General features: G+C 60.6%; 26 protein-coding genes. 21 read left to right on the forward strand and 5 right to left on the reverse strand.

Translation table 11 applies throughout. The annotated features are described in order from the left end of the window. Window positions 1-62 precede the first annotated feature (62 nt). Window positions 63-1,349: a phosphate regulon sensor histidine kinase PhoR gene (phoR, locus tag CRO59_RS20135; protein WP_256214113.1), complete on the reverse strand. Its 1,287-nt coding sequence runs from the start codon at window positions 1,347-1,349 to the stop codon at window positions 63-65. Between the two features lie 74 nt (window positions 1,350-1,423). Continuing rightward, entirely contained in the window at window positions 1,424-2,113 is a 690-nt protein-coding gene (gene phoB / locus CRO59_RS20140; RefSeq protein ID WP_003229608.1) for a phosphate regulon transcriptional regulator PhoB, read from the reverse strand. Between the two features lie 151 nt (window positions 2,114-2,264). Here phoB and CRO59_RS20145 point away from each other — a divergent pair, with 151 nt between their 5' ends. Next, on the forward strand, window positions 2,265-2,648 hold the full coding sequence (locus CRO59_RS20145; protein WP_027610374.1) for a hypothetical protein: 384 nt from the start codon (window positions 2,265-2,267) through the stop codon (window positions 2,646-2,648). A 112-nt stretch (window positions 2,649-2,760) separates the two neighbouring features. Here CRO59_RS20145 and ubiA read toward each other — a convergent pair whose 3' ends face one another. Both ubiA and CRO59_RS20155 read right to left on the reverse strand, forming a co-directional pair. Then, window positions 2,761-3,651 (reverse strand): 4-hydroxybenzoate octaprenyltransferase, encoded by an 891-nt coding sequence (ubiA, locus tag CRO59_RS20150; RefSeq protein ID WP_097089457.1) that lies wholly within the window; start codon window positions 3,649-3,651, stop codon window positions 2,761-2,763. After that, complete coding sequence (locus tag CRO59_RS20155; RefSeq protein ID WP_097089459.1) at window positions 3,651-4,211, reverse strand: chorismate lyase; 561 nt, start codon at window positions 4,209-4,211, stop codon at window positions 3,651-3,653. The genes ubiA and CRO59_RS20155 overlap by 1 nt, the downstream gene beginning before the upstream one ends. Window positions 4,212-4,409: 198 nt before the next feature. Here CRO59_RS20155 and CRO59_RS20160 point away from each other — a divergent pair, with 198 nt between their 5' ends. From CRO59_RS20160 to CRO59_RS20170, 3 genes are all read left to right on the forward strand, one after another. After that, window positions 4,410-4,577, forward strand: a complete 168-nt coding sequence (locus CRO59_RS20160) for a rubredoxin (protein ID WP_003229600.1) — start codon at window positions 4,410-4,412, stop codon at window positions 4,575-4,577. Between the two features lie 20 nt (window positions 4,578-4,597). Next, a complete protein-coding gene (locus CRO59_RS20165; protein ID WP_097089461.1) occupies window positions 4,598-5,746 on the forward strand; it encodes an NAD(P)/FAD-dependent oxidoreductase in 1,149 nt (382 codons plus the stop codon). 190 nt (window positions 5,747-5,936) lie between these two features. Continuing rightward, a complete protein-coding gene (locus tag CRO59_RS20170) occupies window positions 5,937-6,212 on the forward strand; it encodes an HU family DNA-binding protein (protein WP_003213368.1) in 276 nt (91 codons plus the stop codon). 97 nt (window positions 6,213-6,309) lie between these two features. On the opposite strand, the gene CRO59_RS20175 is transcribed toward CRO59_RS20170, so the two are convergent. Further along, a complete protein-coding gene (locus CRO59_RS20175; RefSeq protein WP_256578468.1) occupies window positions 6,310-6,543 on the reverse strand; it encodes a hypothetical protein in 234 nt (77 codons plus the stop codon). 874 nt (window positions 6,544-7,417) lie between these two features. Here CRO59_RS20175 and tssA point away from each other — a divergent pair. The 17 genes from tssA to tssK all read left to right on the forward strand — a co-directional run bounded on the left by tssA (window position 7,418) and on the right by tssK (window position 24,348). Further along, a complete protein-coding gene (gene tssA, locus CRO59_RS20180; RefSeq protein ID WP_027610379.1) occupies window positions 7,418-8,980 on the forward strand; it encodes a type VI secretion system protein TssA in 1,563 nt (520 codons plus the stop codon). Between the two features lie 32 nt (window positions 8,981-9,012). Next, window positions 9,013-9,516, forward strand: a complete 504-nt coding sequence (gene tssB / locus CRO59_RS20185) for a type VI secretion system contractile sheath small subunit (protein WP_003229587.1) — start codon at window positions 9,013-9,015, stop codon at window positions 9,514-9,516. A 25-nt stretch (window positions 9,517-9,541) separates the two neighbouring features. Beyond that, on the forward strand, window positions 9,542-11,017 hold the full coding sequence (gene tssC, locus CRO59_RS20190; protein WP_003229584.1) for a type VI secretion system contractile sheath large subunit: 1,476 nt from the start codon (window positions 9,542-9,544) through the stop codon (window positions 11,015-11,017). A 9-nt stretch (window positions 11,018-11,026) separates the two neighbouring features. After that, window positions 11,027-11,434 (forward strand): type VI secretion system baseplate subunit TssE, encoded by a 408-nt coding sequence (gene tssE / locus CRO59_RS20195; RefSeq protein WP_007920274.1) that lies wholly within the window; start codon window positions 11,027-11,029, stop codon window positions 11,432-11,434. An 11-nt stretch (window positions 11,435-11,445) separates the two neighbouring features. After that, entirely contained in the window at window positions 11,446-11,970 is a 525-nt protein-coding gene (locus CRO59_RS20200) for a PAAR domain-containing protein (RefSeq protein WP_097089463.1), read from the forward strand. A gap of 1 nt (window position 11,971) precedes the next feature. Then, window positions 11,972-12,649 carry a DUF6695 family protein gene (locus tag CRO59_RS20205; RefSeq protein ID WP_097089465.1) on the forward strand — a complete coding sequence of 226 codons (678 nt, stop codon included), beginning with the start codon at window positions 11,972-11,974 and terminating at the stop codon, window positions 12,647-12,649. Then, window positions 12,646-13,011: a hypothetical protein gene (locus tag CRO59_RS20210; RefSeq protein WP_097089467.1), complete on the forward strand. Its 366-nt coding sequence runs from the start codon at window positions 12,646-12,648 to the stop codon at window positions 13,009-13,011. The genes CRO59_RS20205 and CRO59_RS20210 overlap by 4 nt, the downstream gene beginning before the upstream one ends. Window positions 13,012-13,022: 11 nt before the next feature. Continuing rightward, window positions 13,023-13,184: a hypothetical protein gene (locus tag CRO59_RS28785; protein WP_177409024.1), complete on the forward strand. Its 162-nt coding sequence runs from the start codon at window positions 13,023-13,025 to the stop codon at window positions 13,182-13,184. A gap of 220 nt (window positions 13,185-13,404) precedes the next feature. After that, window positions 13,405-13,836: a hypothetical protein gene (locus CRO59_RS20220; RefSeq protein ID WP_177409027.1), complete on the forward strand. Its 432-nt coding sequence runs from the start codon at window positions 13,405-13,407 to the stop codon at window positions 13,834-13,836. A 27-nt stretch (window positions 13,837-13,863) separates the two neighbouring features. Next, window positions 13,864-15,651: a type VI secretion system baseplate subunit TssF gene (tssF, locus tag CRO59_RS20225; RefSeq protein WP_007962320.1), complete on the forward strand. Its 1,788-nt coding sequence runs from the start codon at window positions 13,864-13,866 to the stop codon at window positions 15,649-15,651. Then, complete coding sequence (gene tssG, locus CRO59_RS20230; RefSeq protein ID WP_041071592.1) at window positions 15,615-16,622, forward strand: type VI secretion system baseplate subunit TssG; 1,008 nt, start codon at window positions 15,615-15,617, stop codon at window positions 16,620-16,622. Before tssF ends, tssG begins: the two co-directional genes overlap by 37 nt. A gap of 11 nt (window positions 16,623-16,633) precedes the next feature. Beyond that, window positions 16,634-19,291: a type VI secretion system ATPase TssH gene (tssH, locus tag CRO59_RS20235; protein ID WP_095137721.1), complete on the forward strand. Its 2,658-nt coding sequence runs from the start codon at window positions 16,634-16,636 to the stop codon at window positions 19,289-19,291. 10 nt (window positions 19,292-19,301) lie between these two features. Then, window positions 19,302-20,822, forward strand: a complete 1,521-nt coding sequence (locus tag CRO59_RS20240; protein WP_097089472.1) for a sigma-54-dependent Fis family transcriptional regulator — start codon at window positions 19,302-19,304, stop codon at window positions 20,820-20,822. Between the two features lie 333 nt (window positions 20,823-21,155). Next, the gene (locus CRO59_RS20245; protein ID WP_003229566.1) at window positions 21,156-21,296 is read left to right on the forward strand and encodes a hypothetical protein; all 141 of its coding nucleotides are present in this window, start codon (window positions 21,156-21,158) and stop codon (window positions 21,294-21,296) included. A gap of 18 nt (window positions 21,297-21,314) precedes the next feature. Further along, the gene (gene tagH / locus CRO59_RS20250) at window positions 21,315-22,508 is read left to right on the forward strand and encodes a type VI secretion system-associated FHA domain protein TagH (protein ID WP_097089473.1); all 1,194 of its coding nucleotides are present in this window, start codon (window positions 21,315-21,317) and stop codon (window positions 22,506-22,508) included. 5 nt (window positions 22,509-22,513) lie between these two features. Beyond that, entirely contained in the window at window positions 22,514-23,014 is a 501-nt protein-coding gene (gene tssJ / locus CRO59_RS20255; RefSeq protein ID WP_007962325.1) for a type VI secretion system lipoprotein TssJ, read from the forward strand. A 2-nt stretch (window positions 23,015-23,016) separates the two neighbouring features. Beyond that, window positions 23,017-24,348: a type VI secretion system baseplate subunit TssK gene (gene tssK, locus CRO59_RS20260; protein ID WP_007962327.1), complete on the forward strand. Its 1,332-nt coding sequence runs from the start codon at window positions 23,017-23,019 to the stop codon at window positions 24,346-24,348. Window positions 24,349-24,352: the final 4 nt, after the last annotated feature.

A 24,352-nucleotide genomic window follows, 5' to 3' on the forward strand; every position in this document is an offset into this window, starting at 1 on the left:
CCTGAAAGGCAGGCGCAAGTCAGCCAATGTAGCGGCTGACCTGGCGATTGCCTAGTGCGACATTACTCAGCGGTGCTGATCGCCCGTGCGCTGGCCACTTGCGCCGGAGCGAAATGACAGGTGAATGTGCTGCCGTGACCGGGCACGCTGCTGATCTCCATCCGTGCGCGGTGGCGCAGCAACACGTGTTTGACGATCGCCAGACCCAGGCCAGTGCCGCCGGTGTTGGAGTTGCGGCTGGAGTCTACGCGGTAGAAGCGTTCGGTCAGGCGTGGCAGGTGCTTGCTGTCGATGCCGATCCCGGAATCCTGCACGCTCAGGTGCGCGCCTTGCTCGTCGCCCCACCAGCGAATGCGGATGTTGCCCTCGGCCGGGGTGTACTTCACCGCGTTGAACACCAGGTTGGAGAAGGCGCTGCGCAGTTCCGCCTCGCTGCCCTTGAGCAGGATGCGCGCATCGGCTTCGAGAGTGATTTTCTGGTTCTTCTGCCCGGACAACTGCTGGGCGTCGCTCTTGATTGACTGCAGCAGGGCGTCGATCTGCACTGGCTGGTTGTCCGACGGGTAATCGGTGGCTTCCAGTTTCGCCAGCAGCAGCAGGTCGTTGAGCAGCGTCTGCATGCGTCCGCCCTGTTGCTGCATCTGCTGCAGCGCGCGGCTCCAGCGCGGGTTCACTTCCTCGACGTTGTCGAGCAGGGTTTCCAGGTAGCCGCAGATCACCGTCAGCGGTGTGCGCAGTTCGTGGGAGACGTTGGCGATGAAATCTTTGCGCATCTGTTCCAGCTGATGGATACGCGTGACATCGCGCACCAGCATCAAGTGTTCGTTGTTGCCGTAGCGCGTGAGGTACAGCTGGATGCGCACCCGATCATTGGTCGGCGAGGGGATTTCCAGCGGTTCGGCATAGCTGTCCTGCTCGAAGTATTCCTTGAAGCGCGGATGCCGTACCAGGTTGGTCACCGGTTGGCCACTGTCCTGCGGGGTCTTGAGGCCGAGCAGGGTTTCGGCAGCGCGGTTCCACCATTCCAGGTTGCCGTCGCTGTCGAGCATGATCACCGCGTCTTTGAGCGCGGCGGTGGACTCCTGCACCCGGTCGATCACCGCTTGCAGGCGCCCGCGCACCCGTTGGTCGCGGCGTTGCAGGTGGTAGATGCTGTCGAACACCTCGCCCCACAGGCCATAGCCGTCGGGCGGTGCTTCATCGGGTTGGTGCAGGCGCAGCCATTCGTGCAGACGCAACAGTTGCTTGAGCGTCCAGGCCAGGTAAATACCCAGGCCGGCAGCGAGGCTCCAGCCGTAGTAGCCGGTGATCAGGCCAATCACCAGACACGCTGTGACCAGCAACAGCATGTGGCGAATCAGGGTGCCATGCCAGTTTTGATTCACGGAAAATACGGTCCTTGTCAGCGAGTCTGGCGGTCGGATCAGGCCTTGGTGGAAAACCGGTAGCCGGTGCCGCGCACGGTTTGTACCAGATTTTCGTAGGCGTCGCCGAGGGCCTTGCGCAGGCGGCGGATGTGCACGTCGACGGTGCGCTCTTCAACATAGACGTTGCCGCCCCAGACCTGATCCAGCAACTGCCCGCGCGTGTAGGCGCGTTCCTGGTGGGTCATGAAGAATTGCAGCAGACGGTATTCGGTCGGGCCCATCTCGGCCGGACGGCCGTCGATGGTTACGCGGTGGCTGATCGGGTCGAGCAGCAGGCCGCCGACTTCGATTGGCGCTTCGCCATCGGTCGGGCCGGCGCGGCGCAGCACAGCCTTGAGGCGTGCGACCAGTTCGCGTGGAGAAAACGGTTTGGTGATGTAGTCGTCGGCGCCGACTTCAAGACCCTGGATCTTGTTGTCCTCTTCGCCCTTGGCGGTGAGCATGATGATCGGGATGTCTCCGGTCAGCTCGTCGCGCTTGAGACGGCGGGCCAGTTCGATGCCGGAGGTGCCAGGCAGCATCCAGTCGAGCAGGATCAGGTCCGGTTTACGGTCAACAATGATGGCGTGTGCCTGCTGCGAGTTCTCCGCCTCGAGGCAGTCATAGCCGGCCATTTCCAACGCAACGGCGATCATTTCGCGAATGGGCGCTTCGTCGTCGACGATCAGAATGCTCCTGCCAACCATGCCTTAATCCTCTTGTCATTTAACTGTCTTGCGCCGCATTAGATAACGGAATTATTGCAGTCGTGTGACAGTATTTTAGTCGCCCGGCGGTTGGCGTGATCCTGGACTAAGCTCTAAGTCCGAATCCTGACAACCACAAAAGAAGGTTTCCATGACTCAAATGACTGCTTCTTTCAAAGCTCTGCTGATGGCTGCTGCCGTTGCTTTACCGACCATGGCGTTTGCTGCTGAGCCAGCGATGGAGAAGGACGGCATGTTTACCGATCACAAGGGCATGACCCTGTATACCTTTGCCAAAGACTCTGCGGGCAAGTCCATGTGCAACGACAAGTGTGCGGCGAACTGGCCACCACTGATGGCTACGGCCGGCGACAAGTCCATGGGTGACTGGACCGTGATCAAGCGCGATGACGGCAAGATGCAATGGGCCTACGAGGGCAAACCGCTGTACACCTTCGTCATGGACAAGAAGGCTGGTGACATGACCGGTGAGGGCAAAATGGATGGCGCCTGGCACGTCGCCAAGGCCAAGTAAACGCAAATCCCCTGTGGGAGCGGGCTTGCTCGCGAAAGCGGTGTGTCAGTTGACGAAGAGGCCACTGGCAAAACGCTTTCGCGAGCAATCCCGCTCCCACAGGTTTTGTGGATCAACGCAGTGCGTAATCCAGCACGATCCCGACAAAAATCGCCAGCCCGGCCCAGTGGTTGTGCAGAAACGCCTTGAAGCAACGCATGCGGTCGCGATCACGGGTGTACCAGAACTCCCACGCATAGCATCCAGCGGCCACCAACAGGCCGAGATGGAACCCGATACCCAGCTCGAACTTCGACCCGGCCAGCAACAGGCAGCCCAGCGACAGCGCCTGCAACGTCAGGATGATCACCCGATCCGCATCGCCGAACAGAATCGCCGTGGATTTCACGCCGATCTTCAGGTCGTCGTCACGATCGGTCATCGCGTAATAGGTGTCGTAACCCACTGTCCATAACAGGTTAGCGATCCACAGTAGCCACGCTGCCGCCGGCAGCTCACCGGTCTCGGCGGTGAACGCCATCGGCATACCCCACGAGAACGCCGCGCCCAGCACCACCTGCGGGTAATAGGTGTAGCGCTTCATGAACGGGTAGGTGAACGCCAGTGCCAGACCACCCAGCGACAACCAGATGGTCGGCGCATTGGTGCACAGCACCAGCAGGAAGCTCACGCCCATCAGCAGCGCGAAGAACACCAGCGCCTCTTTCGAACTGATCTTGCCGCTGGCCAGCGGTCGTTGCGCGGTGCGTTTGACGTGGCCGTCGACCTTGCGATCGGCCCAGTCGTTGATCACACAGCCACCGGCACGGGTCAGCACCACGCCGAGGACGAAAATCACGATATTGGCCAGCGACGGCGAGCCCTTACCGGCAATCCATAGCGCCCACAGGGTCGGCCACAGCAGCAGGTAGATGCCGATCGGCTTGTCCATGCGCGTCAGCTGAATGAAATCCCAGGCGCGCGGGTTCAAGCGGTTCAGGGACTTGAGCAGGCTCTGGTACATCAGCAGTTCTCCGGATGGGCGCGGGCGGCGCTCCACAACGTCGGCAGGAAAATCTCCGCCACCAGCACGCTCAAGGCGCCACGGTCGAAGCGCGAGCGGCGGCCCCACAGCTCCGGGGCGCGGCAGGCTGGCGGCAGCCAGTCTTGCGGGTAATGACAAACCTCGATGGCGCGGCGCTGGAAGGCGTGGTCGCAAAACAGCAGTTCGCCCAGCGAGCGGCTGCCCAGTTCGTCCATGTGCAGGCCGTCGCCTTGCAGGGCGGCGCGTGACGCCACGCTACGGGCGAACACCCAGGCCTCGCCGTGACCGCGCAGATACACCTCGCGCACCCAGCCTTCGCTGCCTTCGGCCAGATCCAGCGCCGCGCATTCGTCACTGCGCAGAGTGTCCCAGCCTTCGAACAACGGTGTGACGCTGAAGCCGTCATTCGACAGCCGCGTCAGGCGGCGGGTCAGCGAGCCTTCGTCGAACAACCAGTTCAGGGTCAACGAATCGGGAAGGGGCGTCAGTCGGCATTGAGTCAGCCAGAGCGGGGTCGGGCAGGCATTTGAATGTTGCACAATGAGTCATTAATGGCCGCAAATGAGGCGGCGAGCTTAACATGGCGTGCTGCGAATTTGATGGATCCGGGGCGCCGTTGCGCCGAACAGGCTTGCATCTGCCCGGCACCCTCAGTACAAAACGCCCTGAGCCGGATGGCAGCGCAACCACCATCGACCGTCCGCGCCGACAAAAGCCTGAATTGAGGAAGTACCTGAATGAAAAAGTGGCAATGCATCGTCTGCGGCCTGATCTACAACGAAGCTGACGGTTGGCCGGATGACGGCATCGCGCCGGGCACCCTGTGGCAGGACGTGCCGGAAGACTGGCTGTGCCCGGACTGCGGCGTGGGCAAGTCGGACTTCGAAATGATCGAAATCAACTGAGAAAAACCAAGGAGTAAGGCATGAACGCACCTGTCGTAATCGTCGGCACCGGGCTTGCGGGTTACAACCTGGCCCGGGAGTTTCGCAAACTCGATGGCGAAACCCCGTTGCTGCTGATTACCGCCGATGACGGGCGCTCTTACTCCAAGCCGATGCTCTCCACCGGTTTCGGCAAGAACAAGGACGCCGATGGCCTGAGCATGGCCGAACCCGGCGCGATGGCCGAGCAATTGAAGGCCGAAGTGCGCACCCACACGCGCATCAGCGGCATCGACGCCGGCCACAAGCGTCTGTGGATCGGCGAAGAAGCGGTGTACTACCGCGACCTGATCCTCGCCTGGGGTGCGGAAACCGTGCGAGTGCCGATCGAAGGTGACGGTGCTGATCTGGTGTTCCCGATCAACGATCTCGAAGATTACGCGCGCTTTCGTGCAGCCGCTGCGGGCAAGCGCCGCGTATTGCTGCTAGGCGCCGGGCTGATCGGCTGTGAATTCGCCAACGACCTGATCCTCGGCGGCTACGAGGTGCAACTGGTGGCGCCGTGCGAGCAAGTGATGCCGATGCTGCTGCACCCGGCCGCTGCAGCAGCCGTGCAGGCCGGGCTGGAAAGCCTGGGCGCGCGTTTCCACCTCGGCCCGGTGCTGACCCGCCTGCAAAAAGTCGCAGACGGTCTGGAAGCGCATCTGTCCGACGGGCAGGTGATTGCCTGCGATGTGGTGGTGTCGGCCATCGGCCTGCGCCCGCGCATCGATCTGGCCGCGGCGGCCGGGGTGCAGGTCAATCGCGGTGTCGTAGTCGACCGGTATCTGAAGACGTCCCACGCCAATATTTACGCCCTGGGCGACTGCGCCGAGGTCGATGGGCTGAATCTGTTGTACGTGATGCCCCTCATGAGCTGTGCGCGTGCACTGGCACAAACCCTGGCCGGCAATCCGACGGCCGTGAGTTACGGCGCGATGCCGATCACGGTGAAAACTCCGGTGTGCCCGTTGGTCGTTTCGCCACCGCCACGGGGCAGCGAAGGCGTCTGGACCGTTGAAGGGCAGGGCGCCGACATCAAGGCCCTGTGTCACAGCGCCGATGGCCAACTGCTCGGTTACGCGCTGACCGGCGCGGCGGTGATGGAAAAACTCGCCCTGAACAAACAGCTTCCGGCCCTGCTGGCGTAAATACCGGTCGTTCTGTCGGAATCACCCCGCTTTTGCCCCTACAAAGGTCGCGGGGAGACTGGCGCCGCCGGTATCCGCGTGCCATTCTCACTCCCGTCTGCCGCAGAGTAGAGCCTGCGGCGCCTTGGGCGCTGTTCCAACGAGAACAGCACGGACATAACAACAAAAAACCGTCAAAGGGGCTTCACTAATGCGTAAACCAGAACTCGCCGCTGCAATCGCTGAAAAAGCGGATCTGACCAAAGAACAGGCCAACCGCGTTCTCAACGCCGTCCTCGAAGAAATCACCGGCGCTCTGCACCGCAAGGACAGCGTCACGCTGGTGGGCTTCGGCACCTTCCTGCAACGTCACCGCGGCGCCCGCACCGGCAAGAACCCGCAAACCGGTGAACCGGTGAAAATCAAGGCCAGCAACACCGTGGCATTCAAGCCAGGCAAGTCGTTGAAAGACAGCGTCAATCCTTAAATTGTGGCGAACTCCCTGAGTAGCGGGGAGAACTGCAATAAAAAATGGGCACACCGATTGCGGTCGGGTGCCCATTTTTTTGTGGTTGAAAATCGGCTTATTTACGCTGGAAGCAGGCCTTGCCATTGCCGAAATCCACGGCCAGGCAGTTCGGTTCGATCGCCAGTTGCAGATCCTGGAACAGGCCGGACAAATCGCTGTTCGACGCCGGTTTGGTATTGCTTTTCAGCGTCACGGTGTGGTTTTCCACCTGCCAGGTGCCCTTGGCAAAGCCATCTGCGCTGCCATACGCCACGCCGGCGTCAAACGTGCCGTCCTTGCGCAGCAGCACTCGGCGCCCATCTCCATTGCACCAGTCAAATAGTAATGACCGTCCAGTGGCGGGGTGTCTGCAGAGGCGTGAGTGACGGGTAGCCACATGAGTGCTGCGAACAACAGGGGTTTCAATTCCATGAGGTAAAGCTCCTTGGCGGCTCCGGGGTCAGGAGCCGAATGAGATGCAGGCTCTGGACCGTGGCTCAACAGTCAGTCGGCCTGGTGACATTGCCGGGCGAAAAGAATTTACCAAGGCAAGCTGGCAACGTGGGAAATAAAACGATGTAAGAATTATCCCTGACATTTGTCAGAGTATTTTCGGCGTGGAAGTGTTGCGTAAGTGGTGGAAATGACTGTTGGATCGCACTTCGATAATTATTGAGTTGGCACTGAAGTACAGCATTCACGAGATGAATAAAGTTTCAGAAAAATGAATTGCCATCAAATTGATGGCACTTTTGTTGTTGCGCGTTGTCGCCGGTGAATTGTTTGTAAAATCCAGCGGGTTTTCGGAAGAATCCTACTTCTATTTTTTTCGAGAGTTGTCATGCTGGCCGCCGTGTAATGGAGCGGATGTTCGACGCGATTCGCGCAAGCTGGATCGGGCCGCTCTGGATCAAGGGTTCTGAGGCAGCAGGGCAAATGCAGGCAATATAATTCGCCATCAGGGATTCCCCTGCCACATATAGGGCGATCTCCTACACAGCCCAATGAACACTTCGTCTTGTTGTTTAAGCAGATGCTTGCTAGTGGCCATCATAGTGATTACGATGCGCCCACTTGAAAGAGCACATCTCAATTGGATGAGTCGCTTCACCGCTCTTCGATACTGTCCCGCGCCGCGGTTACTCCAATAGGCGCATGACTGTAATCCTAATTAAAGGCCATGGATGTCCTACTCAAGCAAACTTTCCGCCCATTACCTCGAACTCGCAAAAGTCTCTGTTTCCAAAGAGAATTTCGCGGGCGAAGACGTTCGTTTTTCGAGCGAATTCGAGGCGCTGGAAAGCGAGCTGGCCAAAGCCTCGTCGATGCACGAAAGCGGGCAGATCGACTGGCTGAAAATCCGTGAAAACAGCGAAAATCTGCTGCGTACCCAATCCAAGGATTTACGCGTCGGCGCCTGGCTGACCTGGTCGTTGTACCAGCGTGAATCCTTCCCCGGGCTGCTGGCCGGCCTCGGTCTGCTGCACCATCTGTCGGAAAACCACTGGGCCGACGTTCACCCGCTCAAACCGCGCACCCGTGCCGCCGCCATCGGCTGGCTGGTGCCGCGTCTGGAGCAGGTGCTCACCGAAAACATTGCGATCAAGGAACAGTTGCCGATGTTCCGGCAGTTGTCCGAGCATCTGGCCGGCCTCGATGCCGCCTGCACCGAGCATCTAGGCGACGACGCTCCGCTGTTGCTGCCGCTCTCGCGTCGCCTGAAAACCATGATCCAGCGTGCCGCCGACAATCAGCCGGCCCCCGGTGTGGTGGGCGCAGCGGTGGCGCAGGTCAAGCAGGCCGCGAGCCAGTTGCTGACCCCCGGCGCACCGATCGACAACGAAAAAGACGCCTACAAGGCTTTGCGCGCGCAGCAGGAAAGCGCGCGTCCGTTGTGTGCCTGGTGGCTCAAGCAGAAGGCCACTGACCTGCGCGCCTTGCGTCTGAATCGCACTTTGCTCTGGCTGCCGATCGACGCGGTGCCCGAGCGCAACGCCGAGCAGATCACCGTGCTGCGCGGCCTGCCGGTGGACAAACTCAAGCAGTATCAGGATCGCTTCGATCAGGGCAAATACGCCGACCTGCTGGTGGAACTGGAGGCGAGCCTGGCGAAGGCGCCGTTCTGGTTCGATGGCCAGAGGATGGTCTGGGAATGTCTCCAGAACCTCAACGCCGAGATGGCAATGCGCGAAGTGGAAATCCACTTCGCGCTTTTGGTTCAACGCCTGCCCGGCATCATCGAATGTCGTTTCCATGACGGCGCGCCGTTTGCCGATCCGTCCACCCGGGCGTGGATCGCCGGCAATGTCATGCCGCACCTGCAGAGCGCCAGTGCGCCGCGCAAGGTCGAAACCGACGACGTCGAAACCCAGCCCGCCTGGGAAAAGGCCCTTCAGGACGTGCTGCCGATGCTGCGCAAGGAAGGCCTGAAGCCTGCCGTGCAGACGCTCAAGCAAGGGCTGCAATCGGCTCACGGTGGACGCGAGCGGTTCTTCTGGCAGTTCGCCCTTGCCCGGCTGTGCTTCATGGCCAAGAAGTACGAACTGGCCAAGAACCAGCTAGAAACCCTCGATCAGACATTACAGGACTCAGGCCTGCACGCCTGGGAGCCCGATCTTGCATTGGAAGTGCTGCATTTACTGCATAGCTGCTGCGAGTTGTTGCCGCAGAACCATGCCGTACGTGAACGCAAGGAAGAGATTTATCGCAGGCTGTGCCACCTCGACCTCGAAGTGGTACTCGAATAGGCCCCAGGGCCACAACCGCAAGGAGAAAAGCCATGGCCAAAGAAGGCTCGGTAGCCCCCAAGGAACGCATCAACGTCACCTTCAAACCCGCCACCGGCGGTGCTCAGGAAGAGATTGAACTGCCGCTGAAGCTGCTGGCAATCGGTGACTACACCCACCGCAAGGACGATCGCAAAATCGAAGATCGCAAGCCGATCAGCATCGACAAGATGACCTTCGACGAAGTGTTGGCCAAGCAAGAGCTGGGTCTGACGCTGAGCGTGCCGAACCGTCTGCAGGAAGATGGCGAGGCCGACGAGCTGGCTGTGCAACTGCGCGTCAATTCGATGAAGGACTTCAACCCGGCCAGCCTGGTCGAGCAAGTGCCTGAGCTGAAAAAACTGATGGAACTGCGCGATGCGCTGGTGGCCCTCAAAGGCCCGCTGGGTAACGCACCTGCGTTCCGTAAAGCGATCGAAGGCGTGCTCGCCGACGACGAATCCCGCGGTCGCGTACTCGGTGAGCTGGGCCTGAACGCCGCAGCCCCGGACGCCTGAGACTCCAGCCAAGGAAGCCAACACAATGAGCACTAGCGCAGCACAAGAGAAGAGCGCCGAAAGCGGCGAGTACAGCATTCTCGACAGCATCATCGCCGAAACCCGTCTGACTCCGGACGACGAAGCCTATGACATCGCCAAGCGTGGCGTGTCGGCGTTCATCGAAGAACTGCTCAAGCCGCAGAACAACGGTGAGCCGGTCAAGAAAGCCATGGTTGACCGCATGATCGCCGAGATCGATGCCAAGCTCAGCCGTCAGATGGACGAGATCCTGCACCACCCGGACTTCCAGGCGCTGGAATCGTCGTGGCGTGGCCTGCAGTTGCTGGTCGACCGCACCAACTTCCGCGAAAACATCAAGATCGAAATCCTCAACGTCTCCAAAGAAGACCTGCTGGACGATTTCGAAGACTCGCCGGAAGTCATGCAGTCGGGCCTGTACAAGCACATCTACACCGCTGAATACGGCCAGTTCGGTGGTCAGCCGGTTGGCGCGATCATCGCCAACTACTTCATGTCCCCAAGCTCGCCGGACGTGAAACTGATGCAGTACGTGGCCAGCGTTTCCTGCATGTCCCACGCGCCGTTCATCGCCGCCGCCGGCCCGAAATTCTTCGGTCTGGAAAGCTTCACCGGCCTGCCGGATCTGAAAGATCTGAAAGACCACTTCGAAGGCCCGCAATTCGCCAAATGGCAGAGCTTCCGTACTTCGGAAGACTCCCGCTACGTCGGCCTGACCGTGCCGCGTTTCCTGCTGCGTAACCCGTACGATCCGGAAGAAAACCCGGTCAAATCGTTCGTGTACAAGGAAACCGTTGCCAACAGCCACGAGCACTACCTGTGGGGCAACACCGCGTTCGCGTTCGGCACCAAGCTGACCGACAGCTTCGCCAAATTCCGCTGGTGCCCGAACATCATCGGCCCACAGAGCGGTGGCGCGGTTGAAGATCTGCCGTTGCACCACTTCGAAAGCATGGGCGAAATCGAAACCAAGATCCCTACCGAGGTTCTGGTCTCCGACCGTCGTGAATACGAACTGGCCGAGGAAGGCTTCATCTCCCTGACCATGCGCAAAGGCTCCGACAACGCGGCGTTCTTCTCCGCCAGCTCGGTGCAGAAGCCGAAGTTCTTCGGCATCAGCGCAGAAGGCAAGGCGGCAGAGCTGAACTACAAGCTCGGCACCCAACTGCCGTACATGATGATCGTCAACCGCCTGGCTCACTACTTGAAAGTGCTGCAGCGCGAGCAACTCGGTTCGTGGAAAGAGCGTACCGACCTCGAGCTGGAACTGAACAAGTGGATCCGCCAGTACGTGGCCGACCAGGAAAACCCGAGCGCCGAAGTCCGTGGCCGTCGTCCGCTGCGTGCTGCGCAAGTGATCGTCAGCGACGTTGAAGGCGAGCCGGGCTGGTACCGCGTCAGCTTGAACGTGCGTCCGCACTTCAAGTACATGGGTGCCGATTTCACCCTGTCGCTGGTTGGCAAGCTGGACAAAGAGTAAGAGCGACTCATGGACGGATACGGCAGCCTGTTCGAGCGCCTCAACGGCGACGCGCAACTACGCAAGGGCAACAGCCTTGAGGCTTGTGCCATGGCGTCAGTGGCTGCCCATCTGGCCAAAATGCTCAGCACCCGGGCCGGCAGCGTGCAAACGCTGGCCGACTACGGGTTGCCCGATCTCAATGACATGCGTCTGAGCCTGCACGACTCCCTGAGTCAGGCCCGTCTGGCCATCGAAAACTTCATCGAAGCCTACGAGCCGCGCCTGAGCAACGTGCGTGTCATTTCCCTGCCGCGTGACCACGACCAGCTACGGCTGGCCTTCAGCATCGAAGGCCTGCTGGAAGTCGAGGGTTTCAAGCGTCAGGTCAGTTTTTCCGCGCGCCTGGATGGCAGCGGTCAAGTGAAGGTCACCTAAGGAGATTCCCGATGTCTGGCAAACCCGCAGCACGCGTATCCGACCCCACCGCTTGCCCACTTCCAGGCCACGGTACCAACCCGATCGCCGCCGGTTCCGGCGACGTGTTCTTCGACGGCCTCGCGGCCGCCCGCCAAGGCGATGCCTCGGCGTGTGGTGGTGCGTTGGTTGGCGATCTGGCGACCACGGTTTTGATCAATGGCAAACCTGCTGCGACCGTAGGTTCAGTCGGGGCCCATGGTAACAAGGTCACTGCCGGCTCCGGGACGGTAATCATCGGGAATTCGCATACGCCTGCACCGTTCGTTCCACCGATTCCGTTGAGTATTTTTGGGTTCAATGTCCGTGTTCAGCTCTTGGACGCTGCTTCCGGGGCACCACTCAAAAACGTCTCCTATGTAGCGACACTAGAGGATGGGACGCAGGTGCAGGGAGTGACAGACGAGGTGGGTTTTTCGAAGCCCTTGGGTCAAAAGGCTCAATCACAAAGCGTTCAGTTCGCTGCTAAGCCGAACTGGCTTTTGCGAGGAGAGTGAGATGGGTCAAGCGGCTCAAGTCACAACCGTAGTAACGACGCCTGCAGCTGATGTGGCGCCGGTTCAAATCTATTTGGTGGGTGACGACGACTACGTTATTCCAGTTGTTTTTCCAGACTACAAAATCCACATCGACGGCTATCAGACGACGTTTTTCGGTAAAAAAATAGAGATACCCGGTGGCAAAGCTCCCTACCTCGGACATGCGGGCGTTCTCGTAATTAACGGAAAAACGGGTCAGTCAAAATATTATGAATATGGTCGTTATCCCGGGCCTGGACCGGCAGGGCGGGTACGTGTTGGTCGAATTCCTGACGTGGTACTGAAAGGTGGCTCGATTACTGAATCGTCCCTCAAGAAAACCCTCAGACACATCGCCATCGAGCACGGCCAATCCGGAAATATCACCGGGGTTGTTTTGAGAGGACATGTCTACGACCAAGCGCTTACTTGGCTCAAAGCGAAAGAGGCGGAAAACTCGAACGCCAAACGGCAAGAATATGATCTCGGAAATCATAACTGTGTGACGTTTGCGACGGATTTGGCAGAGGCGGTTGGTTTCTCGATTCCTTTTCGTACGCGGGTTGTCGTCCCAAGTGCCTACATGGCCCAATTTCAATTCAGTGAACCAGATCTGGACTACATCTTCTCAACCGACACTTTGGAGATTAGCAAGTGAAGGTATTGAAGTGGACTTTCGTTTCCATATTTGCGCTGACGCTCTTTTTGGGAATCGCAGCCTACTCATTGCTTGAGCGTTCTGACGGAAAGGTGCCGACCTTGAAAAATCATCCTAATGCTCATTGGAGCGGGGCGCAGGATGGAGGAGTTTTTTTTGAAATCACTAAATCAGATCCTCCAGCCTATTACGTTGAGATTCGTTATGAGAGTGGGGACATCTGGGCTGAGGGTTGGATAAAGCACGGCCTTAAAGAGGGCCGTAAGTTAACCAGCCAGGACCTACTTGGTTACGACGGTGGTGACGTTGTTTATTTACAGGATGGAACAGTTCTGGAACTGAATGCGGCAGCGGTCAAATGATGTGGCTGAATATGATCCGGATGACAGGCAACTATCAGTTGAACATCCACGATGCCGCGGGCAACAAGACCCTTGACTCCGCTCAGTTGAAACAACGCCTGGCTGCGGTCAAGAAGGTCACTGAAGGCACGCAACGGGAATGGACGATCCGTGAGGTTTCGATCTGCCCATGAAACTGTCAGGGATCATCTGCATGTTGGGCTGGACAGGGTCTTTCGCATTTCTGGTCTCGTTGCCTGCCAGCGCTGTTCAGCGGGTCTATCGCAATGACGTGTACCTGTTGAACACCTGCGCAGTTGCGCTGGAGCTGATGCGGCAGGCATTGCCTGCGATTGCTTCGCAGGACTTGGTTTCGAAGATGAGGGGTTGCCCGTGATTGGTGTATCGAACGAGATGCCCATCCTCAGTCGCGCGCAGCTGAGTTTCTTCATGGGCGCCTTGTGGACGCCATTCTTGGCCATGCTGGCGTTCTCATCTTATGGCCTGTGGATTGGCGAATTTTCGACATTCGATTCGTCCGAGACTCACTGGGAGTATCTGTTGTGTTTCGGCTTGCCCGGGCTGCTGTTGTTTGCTCTGTGGGTATCGCGGACTGCGAAGCGCCGCAATGAGCAGCAGGCGCTGCGAATGGTCTGGCTGGCGCCGTTGAAGTTCATACCTTTCTACGCGGTGCCCTGGATGCTTTATGGCTTGTGCAGTCTGATCGCCGGGCCGTTCGACAGTGCATTCATGGCTTACGGCTGGATTCTGCTCGTGCCGTATCTCCTGATCGCCGGCTATTTCTGTGCGGGCGTGACGGTTGCGCTCTACAGGATATTTTTTTGATGAGTTCCACTACCAGGCAGGTAACCCGTGTCTTTTAACCACTACTACCAAAGCGAACTCACCGCACTGCGCCAACTCGGTCGCCGTTTCGCCGAGCGTAGTCCGGCGTTGGCGCCGTTCCTGGGCCAGGCCGGGCGGGATCCGGATGTGGAGCGGTTGCTGGAAGGTTTTGCGTTCCTCACCGGGCGTCTGCGGCAGAAGCTCGATGACGAGTTGCCGGAGCTCAGCCATTCGCTGATGCAGCTGCTGTGGCCGAACTACATGCGCCCGCTGCCGGCGTTCAGCATTCTGCAGTTTGATCCGCTGAAGCGTTCTGGCCCGGCGCTGGTGGTCGAGCGCGATACGCCGATCGAAAGCAAACCGATCGAAGACGTGCGTTGCCGCTTCCGCACCTGCTATCCGACCGAAGTCTTGCCGCTGGATCTGGCTGCGCTGAATTACTCGGTAAAGGGCGACGGTTCGCTGCTCAGCCTGCGTCTGGAAATGAGCGCCGACGGCCACCTCGGTGAGCTGGAACTGAGCAAACTGCGCCTGCACTTTGCCGGCGAGCGCTACATCAGCCAGATGCTCTACCTGAGCCTGCTGCGCAACCTGGAAGGCATCGAACTGATCCCGCTCGACGGCGCCGGCAAGCCAATCGATGGCGTGGCGGGCAAGCCGATGGCGTTCAAGATTCCCGGTGACCGGGTCAAGCCGGTGGGCTTTGCCGAAGAAGAAGCGTTGATCCCGTATCCGCTGAACACCTTCCGTGGCTATCGCTATCTGCAGGAATACTTCGCCTTCCAGGACAAGTTCCTGTTCGTCGACGTCAACGGTCTGGACATCCTCAAGGCGCTGCCGGAAGACACCCTCAAGCAGATGCGCGGCCTCGAGCTGCGTTTCGATATCCGCAAGAGCGGGATCATGCGCATGCGGCCGACCCTGGATAACGTGAAGCTGTTCTGCACGCCGATTGCCAACCTGTTCGCCCACGACGCCCTGCCGATCCGCCTCGACGGCAAACAGGATGAATACCTGCTGCTGCCGGCGGAATACGATCTGGAAAACTGCGGCGTGTTTTCGGTGGAAACCGTCACCGGCTGGAAGCCCGGCGGCCTCGGTTATCAAGAGTACGTGCCGTTCGAATCGTTCGAGCACGACCCGAGTTTCGACGTACCCAACAGCCGTCCGCATTACAGCATCCGCCAGCGTTCGTCGTTGCTGCACGACGGCCTCGACACCTACCTGAGCTTCGGCATCCGCCATACCGAAGCCCACGAAACCCTGTCGATCGAGCTGATCTGCACCAACCAGAACCTGCCGCGCAAGCTCAAGCTCGGCGACATCTGCATGGCCTGTGAAGAGACCCCGGAGTTCCTGAGTTTCCGCAACATCACCCCGGCCACGTCGAGCTTCGCGCCACCGCTGAACCGTGACTTCCTGTGGAAGCTGATCAGCAACATGTCGCTCAACTATCTGTCGCTGGCTGACGTCAACGCGTTGAAGGTGATTCTCGAAACCTACGACCTGCCGCGCTACTACGACCAGCACGCGGAGAAGGTCAGCAAACGCCTGCTCGGCGGCCTCAAGCACATCAAGCACCACCACGTCGACCGGCTGCACCGTGGCTTGCCGGTACGCGGTCTGCGCACCGAACTGACCATCGACCCGGAAGGGTATATCGGCGAAGGCGACCTGTTCGTTTTCGCCTCGGTTCTTAACGAGTTTTTCGCGCTTTACGCCAGTCTCAATTCGTACCACGAGCTGCGGGTAAAAAGCACACAGGGAGAGGTGTACCAATGGACACCACGTATGGGCCTGCAGCCCCTGCTTTAAGCGGGCTGACCAAGGTAATACGCGAGTACTCGCTGTTTCAGGCCGTGCTGCTGGTGATCGACCGGCTGCGCGAGGCGCACCCGTACCTGAGCGAAGACGATCTGTACGATCAGGTGGAGTTCCAGGCCAACCCGAGCCTGGGCTTTCCGCGCAGCGACGTCGATCGCGTAGAGTTTTTCGAAGAGCACGGGCAGATGCGCGCGCGCATGCGTTTCAACCTGATCGGCCTGGTCGGCTCCGGTTCGCCGCTGCCGGCGTTCTACGGCGAACAGGCTCTGGGCGACAGCGAGGACGGCAACCCGACGCGCAATTTCCTCGACTTGTTCCACCATCGCCTGCAACGGCTGATGCTGCCGATCTGGCGCAAGTACCGCTATCGCGCCAGCTTCCAGAGTGGCGCGATCGACCCGTTCTCTTCGCAGCTGTTTGCCCTGATCGGTCTGGGCGGCGACGAGATCCGCAAGGCCAAGGAACTGAACTGGAAACGCCTGCTGCCGTACCTCGGTTTGCTCAGCTTGCGCGCGCACTCCGCGGCACTGATCGAAGCCGTGCTGCGTTACTACTTCAAACACGAAGACCTGGTCATCGAGCAGTGTATCGAACGTCGCGTGGAGATCCTCGACGAGCAGCGCAACCGTCTCGGTCGCGCCAACAGCCTGCTGGGTGAAGACCTGGTGCTGGGCGAGCGGGTGCGCGACCGCAGCGGCAAATTCCGCATTCACATTACCGAACTCGACTGGGAGCGATTCCACGAATTCCTGCCGATCGGTTTCGGTTACCAGCCGCTGTGCGCGCTGGTGCGGTTCACCTTGCGTGACCCGCTCGATTACGACATTCGCCTGGTGCTGCGCCCGGAAGAAATCCGCGAACTGCGCATTGGTGAGAAGAACGACTGTCGCCTGGGGTGGACCAGTTGGCTGGGCTGCGAAAAAGCAGACGGCGTGGTCACCCTGGGCAGCAAAATTCATTAAGGACGTGAGCCATGATCAACGTAGACCTGCAACAACTCATCCAGGCGCTGGACGCCGAAACCCGTCGTGACCTGGAACGTTCGGCCGAACGTTGCGTGGCCCGTGGCGGCAGCAAGATCCTCGTCGAAGACCTGCTGCTGGGCCTGCTGGAGCGCCCGAACGGCTTGCTCTCGCGTGCGTTGCAGGATGCCGACGTCGATGCCGGTGAACTGAGCGCCGCACTGCAATCTCGCGTTGAACACAGCGCCTCGCGCAACCCGGTGTTCGCCCCGGAACTGGTGCAATGGCTGCAAGACGCGCTGCTGGTGGCCAACCTCGAACTGGGCCAGACCCAGGTCGAAGACGCCGCGCTGATCCTCGCGCTGCTGCGCAACCCGATGCGCTACGCCGGCAGCCGTTACCAGCCGCTGCTCGCCAAGTTGAACATCGATCGCCTGAAGGAATTCGCCCTGTCGCAACAGGAGCAACCGGCGGCCAATGGCAAGCCGGCGGCGCAGGGCGAATCGCTGCTGCAGCGCTTCACCCATAACCTGACCCAACAAGCGCGCGACGGCAAACTCGACCCGGTGCTGTGCCGCGATGGAGCGATTCGGCAGATGGTCGACATCCTCGCCCGTCGCCGCAAGAACAACCCGATCGTGGTCGGTGAGGCCGGTGTCGGTAAGACCGCCATCGTTGAAGGTCTGGCCTCGCGCATCGCTGCCGGTGAAGTGCCGCAGGTGCTCAAGGGCGTCGAGCTGCTGTCGCTGGACATGGGCCTGCTGCAGGCCGGTGCCAGCGTCAAAGGTGAATTCGAGCGCCGTCTCAAAGGCGTGATCGACGAAGTCAAAGCCTCGCCGAAACCGATCATTCTGTTCATCGACGAAGCCCATACCCTGATCGGCGCGGGCGGCAACGCCGGCGGTTCCGACGCGGCCAACCTGCTGAAACCGGCACTGGCTCGCGGTGAACTGCGCACCATCGCTGCGACCACTTGGGCTGAGTACAAGAAATACTTCGAGAAAGACCCGGCGCTGGCCCGTCGTTTCCAACCGGTGCAGTTGCATGAGCCGACCGTCAGCGAAGCGGTGACCATCCTGCGTGGTCTGGCGCAGGTCTACGAGAAGAGCCACGGCATCTACTTGCGCGATGACGCGGTGGTTTCCGCTGCCGAGTTGTCCGCCCGCTATCTGGCCGGTCGCCAATTGCCGGACAAAGCTGTCGACGTGCTCGACACCGCGTGTGCCCGCGTGCGCATCAGCCTCGCTGCTGCCCCGGAAAGTCTCGAACGCCTGCGTGGCGAACTGGCCGAAGGCGGTCGTCAGCGTCAGGCCTTGCGTCGCGATGCCGAGGCCGGTCTGCTGATCGACCACGAAGCGCTGGATGCACTGGAAGCGCGACTGGACGAAGCCGAAAGCGAAATGGTCGCGCTGGAAAGTCTGTGGACCGAGCAGAAACAACTGGCCGAGCGCCTGCTGGAACTGCGCCAGCAACTGGCCAAGGCTCGCGAAGCTGCCGCCGTCGAGCCGACCGTCAGCGTTGAAGAAGACGCCGAAGGCACGGTGATCGAAACCATCGCCGCCGAGGTCGAGGAAGGCCAGAGCGTCGAAGCGCTGGAAGCCGAACTGCACCAGACCCACAGTGCCCTGACCGCGGCTCAAGTCAAAGAACGTCTGGTCAGCTTCGAAGTCTGCCCGCGTCTGGTGGCCGAAGTGATCAGCGCCTGGACCGGTGTGCCGCTGGCGCAACTGGCCCGCGAGCACAACGCCAAGGTCGCCAGTTTCGCCACCGACCTGCGCACGCGCATCCGTGGTCAGGAACAAGCCGTGCACGCACTGGACCGCTCGATGCGCGCCACTGCCGCCGGCCTGAACAAGCCTGACGCACCGGTCGGCGTGTTCCTGCTGGTCGGCCCGAGCGGCGTCGGCAAGACCGAAACCGCGCTGGCCCTGGCTGACCTGCTGTACGGCGGCGACCGTTTCATCACCACCATCAACATGTCCGAATTCCAGGAGAAGCACACCGTCTCGCGTCTGATCGGTGCGCCACCGGGCTACGTCGGTTACGGCGAGGGCGGCATGCTCACAGAAGCGGTGCGCCAGAAGCCGTACTCGGTGGTGCTGCTCGATGAAGTCGAAAAGGCTGATCCCGACGTGCTCAACCTGTTCTATCAAATTTTCGACAAGGGCGTGGCCAACGACGGCGAAGGTCGCGAGATCGACTTCCGCAACACCTTGATCCTGATGACCTCGAACCTCGGCAGCGACAAGATCAGCGACCTCTGCGAAGACGGCGCCCGCCCGACCGCCGAGTTGCTCGAAGAGACCATTCGCCCAGTGCTGAGCAAACACTTCAAACCGGCGCTGCTGGCGCGGATGAAAGTGGTGCCGTACTACCCGGTCGGTGGCCCGGTGCTGCGCGAGCTGATCGAGATCAAACTCGGTCGTCTCGGCGAGCGCCTGAACCGTCGTCAGCTGGATTTCAGTTGGTGCCAGAACCTCGTCGATCACCTGTCCGAGCGCTGCACGCAAAGCGAAAGCGGCGCGCGCCTGATCGACCATTTGCTCGATCAGCACGTGCTGCCGCTGGTGGCCGACCGCTTGCTCGATGCGATGGCCACCGGTGAAAGCCTCAAACGTGTGCATGCCACGCTCGACGGCAACGCCAGCGTGACGTGCGAGTTCGCCTGAGGTGGGTGTGATGTTCACTCAAGTGCCGCAGCCACTGGTCTATGCCGAAGCCTTGCTGGCGCAGTTCGCCAGCCTGTCGCGCGCGGCGGACGGTGCTGCGCTGCTGGGTGACTTCGTGCGTGGACTGGCCGAACTGAGCGGTTGCGAACTGACGCAGCTGTATCTGCTCGACGCCACCCACACTTGCCTGGGGATGAACGCCGAATGCCTCGACGGCGCGCTGCAACCGCGCGCCGCCACCAGCCTGCCGGCGGACTACAACGGTGAGCAGCTGCTGCAGTTTGCCCTGTGCCAGAACCGCGTGGTCTGCCTCGACGATCTGGGTGCCAGCCTGCACGAAACCAGTTTCCTGCCGGCCACCGCTGGTGCCTGGCAATCGCTGCTGTGCGTGCCGCTGGTCAATCAGCAGAAGGCGGTTGAAGGCCTGCTGCTGTGCGCCAGTCGTCGTCACGTCGACCTGCAGGGTTTTGCCGACTCACTCGGCCAGCTCGGCTCGTTCGTCCTTGGTCAGTTGCACTTGCTGCAGCGTCTGCGCCAGCCGCCGGCAGAGTCGGCCACGGTGGCGCGCAGTGTGCCGAGCATCAACGGCTATGGCCTGATCGGCAAAAGCGCCGCCATGCGCCAAACCCATTCGCTGATCAGCAAAGTCTTGCACAGCCCTTACACCGTGCTGTTGCGCGGCGAGACCGGCACCGGCAAGGAAGTCGTGGCCCGGGCGATTCACGATTGCGGCCCGCGCCGCTCTCAGGCGTTCATCGTGCAGAACTGCGCAGCAGTCCCGGAAAACCTGCTGGAAAGCGAGCTGTTCGGCTATCGCAAAGGCGCCTTCACCGGCGCTGACCGTGACCGCGCGGGGCTGTTCGATGCGGCCAACGGTGGCACGCTGTTGCTCGACGAGATCGGCGACATGCCGCTGTCGCTGCAAGCGAAGATTCTGCGGGTTTTGCAGGAGGGCGAGATTCGTCCGCTGGGTTCCAACGACACGCACAAGATCGATGTGCGCATCATCGCCGCGACCCACCGCGATCTGTCGACGCTGGTCAGCGAAGGCAAATTCCGCGAGGACTTGTATTACCGCCTCGCGCAGTTCCCGATCGAGCTGCCGGCCCTGCGTCAGCGCGAAGGCGACATCCTCGAACTGGCTCAGCACTTCGCCGAGAAGACCTGCGCGTATTTGCAGCGTGATCCGGTGCGCTGGTCGAGCGCGGCGCTGGAGCACCTGTCCGGTTACACCTTCCCCGGCAACGTGCGCGAACTCAAGGCACTGGTCGAACGCGCGGTGCTGTTGTGCGAGGGCGGCGAATTGCTGGCCGAGCATTTCTCCCTGCGCATGGAGCCGATGCCCGAAGACCACAGCGGCCTGAATCTGCGCGAGCGCCTGGAAAAAGTCGAACGCACGTTGTTGCTCGACTGCCTGCGCAAGAACGACGGCAACCAGACCCTCGCCGCCCGCGAACTGGGCCTGCCGCGCCGCACCCTGCTGTACCGCCTCGGGCGGTTGAATATCAACCTGGGTGACTTCGATGGTTGACCTGAACCTGGCTCTTGCCGTTTGCACAACTCCTGTCTTGAGGGGCTTCTCTGTGGCGAGGGGATTCATCCCCGATCGGCTGCGAAGTAGTCGTAATCCAGCAAACGCGGTTCTCCTGAAAGAACCGGTAATCAGGTTTTGGGGCTGCTTCGCAGCCCATCGGGGACAAGTCCCCTCGCCACAAATTGCTCACTTGCCACAGGAGGTGCGTACGCCTCGGTGGTCTGGCTCAAGGCCCCGATGTAGAGCCTTCGAGACCACTCAAAGAATTAATTTCAGCGCCGCCCGCAGGGGTCGGCGCTTTGTGCTTTGTCTACCCCTGGAGACCCTCTGATGTCTGTTCGTCACTGGCACGCTGTCCTGCTGACCCTCGTCGTTCTATGCGGCCTTGGCGGCTGTAGCGGCAATTACAAATTCAACGACAACGACTATCGCCCGTTGGGTGATCCGCAAGCGGTCAATCGCGGCAAGTGACCGCAAGGAGCATCAAACATGGAACTGGTTTTCGAAATGCTGAACACCAAGCAGTTCGTGCCCACCGAGTTGTGCCAGAAGACCTTCAAACAGGCCGGCGGCGTGATCGGGCGGGGCGAGGACTGCGACTGGATCATTCCTGACCGCAAGCGGCATCTGTCCAATCACCACGCGATTGTCAGCTACCGCGAAGGCACGTTTTTCCTCACCGACACCAGCAGCAACGGCGTCCAGGACGGCGGCAGCGGCGCACGCCTGCACAAGGGCGAACCGGTGCGCATCGAGCACGGCAGCACCTACGTGCTCGGTGACTTCGAGATTCGTGCGCGGCTGGTGCGTGACCCGGCGACCTTCGACGGTGAAGTCGGCCGTCCGCGTGCCGCCGGCAGCATCATTCCGGACGACGCCTTCCTCGATCTTGATCCGCTGAACGCGATCGAACAGCAAGAGCGCGTCTATTCGGAGATCGACGAACTGTTGGCACCGACCGCCAAGCCCGAGGACTCCCGTCAGCGTGCCGACTATGCGCGTATCGACATGGAAAGCCTGATGGTGCCGGAGCTGATCGCCCCGGTTGAGCCCGAGCCAGCTCCGGCCCCGAAAGCCGTCGAGCGTCAGAGCGAAGGTTTCTGGGAGCATTTCGGCGCGGCGCTGGGCGTGGATCTCAAAGGCCTTGATCACGACGCCCGCGAAGCCTTGGCGCTGAATGCCGCGCGTCTGCTGCGCCAGAGCATCGGCGGTTTGCAGCAGAGCCTGCGCACTCGTTCGGAGCTGAAAAACGAACTGCGTCTGGCCCAGACCACCGTGCAAGGCACCAACAAGAACCCGCTGAAATTCGCCGTCGATCCGAGCGAAGCGCTGGAGATTCTGTTGCAGCCGCACAAGCCAGGGCACCTGCCGGCCGAGCAGGCGATCTCCCGTGCATTCCGCGATCTGCAAGCGCATCAGGTCGCGCTGCTCACCGCCAGCCGCGCCGCCGTGCGCGGCACCCTGGAGCACTTCTCGCCAGAGCAGTTGACTCTGCGTTTCGAGCGCGACAACAAGCCGTTGATCGCCACCTCGGGCGGACGCTGGAGAGCGTTCGGCCGCTACCACCAGGCCCTGCGTCAGGACGATGACTGGAGCGAGCGTCTGCTGGCCCGCGACTTCGCCCAGGCCTACGAAGAACAGATCCGCCTGATCTCTACCCTCCACACCGACCACCAAGGATGATGCGCATGTCTCGCCGCTCGACCGCTTTTTTCAAGACGCTGACTGCGCTCACCGTGCTGGTGCTGCTCGCCGGTTGCTCGTCGCTGTCGCCGTACTCGAAAGTGACCAAGATCAACCTGAAGCTGACCGGCAGCGATCAGCTCAACCCGGATCTCAACGGCCGTCCTTCGCCGATCGTCGTGCGCCTGTTCGAGCTCAAGCACCCGGTGACCTTCGAGAACGCTGATTTCTTCAGCCTCTACGAGCGCGCCAAGGAATCCCTCAATCCGGATCTGGTGGCCAGCGAAGAACTCGAACTGCGCCCGGGTGAAACCGTGGAAATGAAACTCAGCGTGGAGGAGGGCAGCCGCTACGTCGGCGTTCTCGCCGCCTACCGCGATCTGCCGGAAACCAAGTGGCGCTACACCGTTCAGGTCACCCCGCTGGAGCTGACCGAGGCCGATCTGACCCTCGATCAGGCCGGTATCCGCAACACCCATGAAGCGCTCGCCAAGGCGGATGACTGAACATGAATACCCATAAAGTCATTTGGCAGGAAGGCATGTTGCTGCGGCCGCAGCACTTCCAGCACAACGATCGCTATTACGATCATCAGATGAAAACCCGCACCCAGTTGCTGGGTGGCTACACCTGGGGTTTCCTCAATCTGGAGATTGACCTGCAGTTCCTCAACATGGGCAAACTGGTGATCAGTGCCGCCTCGGGGATCCTGCCGGACGGCAGCCTGTTCGAACTCGGCGGCAACACCGAGCCGCTGGCGCTGGACGTACCGCCGAACACTGGCAACACGCCGATTTATCTGGCGCTGCCGTTGGTCACCGGTAACCACATCGAGGCACGCCGTCCGGAGCAGTCCGACGTGCTCGCACGTTACACCGCGTACGACGCCGAAGTGGCTGACTCCAACGCCGGCGACGATTCCGCCAGCCAGGTCAGCTGTGGTCGCCCGGACTTCAAACTGTTGCTCGGCGAGCAGCAGAGTGATCAGGCCTACGTGAAGCTGAAGATCTGCGACGTGCTCGACACCACGCCGGACGGCGTGATCAGTCTCGACCCGGATTTCGTGCCGACCTACATCCAGGCCCACGCGTCCAGCTATCTGCTGTCGTGCCTGAAAGAAGTCATCAGCATGCTCAACCACCGGGGCGACACGATTGCCGAGCGGATCCGCTCCAACGGCAAGGTCGGCGGCGCGGAAGTCGGTGACTTCATGATGCTGCAACTGATCAACCGTACCGAACTGCTGCTGCGTCACTACCTCGGTCTGGAGCAGGTACACCCGGAAGAGTTGTACCGCACACTGCTGACCATGCTCGGCGATCTGGCGACCTTCTCCAGCGACAGCAAGCGCCCGCGTCTGGATAGCCGCTATTCCCACGCCGATCAGGGCGCGAGCTTCCGCAAACTGATGGAAGCGATTCGTCAGGTGCTGTCGATGGTGCTCGAACAGCACGCTATCGAACTGATCCTGCAAGCGCGTCAGTACGGCATCATCGTGTCGCCGTTGCACGACCACAAACTGCTCGGCTCGGCGTCGTTCGTGCTGGCGGCAAGTGCCAACTGCGACTCCGAAGAACTGCGCCACCGCTTGCCGGCGCACCTCAAGGTCGGCCCGGTGGAACGCATCCGCCAACTGGTCAACCTGCACCTGCCGGGGATCAAGGTCAAACCGTTGCCGGTGGCCCCGCGGCAGATCGCGTTCCACTCGAATAAAACCTACTTCATCCTCGAACTCAGTTCCGAAGACCTGGCGCAGCTCGAGCGCTCCGGCGGCTTCGCGTTCCACGTGTCCGGCGAATTCGCCGAGCTTGAACTGAAATTCTGGGCCATCAGGAACTGACCGC

Origin of the sequence: Pseudomonas sp. LAMO17WK12:I5, assembly GCF_900215165.1 — a bacterium.
Classification (GTDB): Bacteria; Pseudomonadota; Gammaproteobacteria; order Pseudomonadales; family Pseudomonadaceae; genus Aquipseudomonas; species Aquipseudomonas putida_A.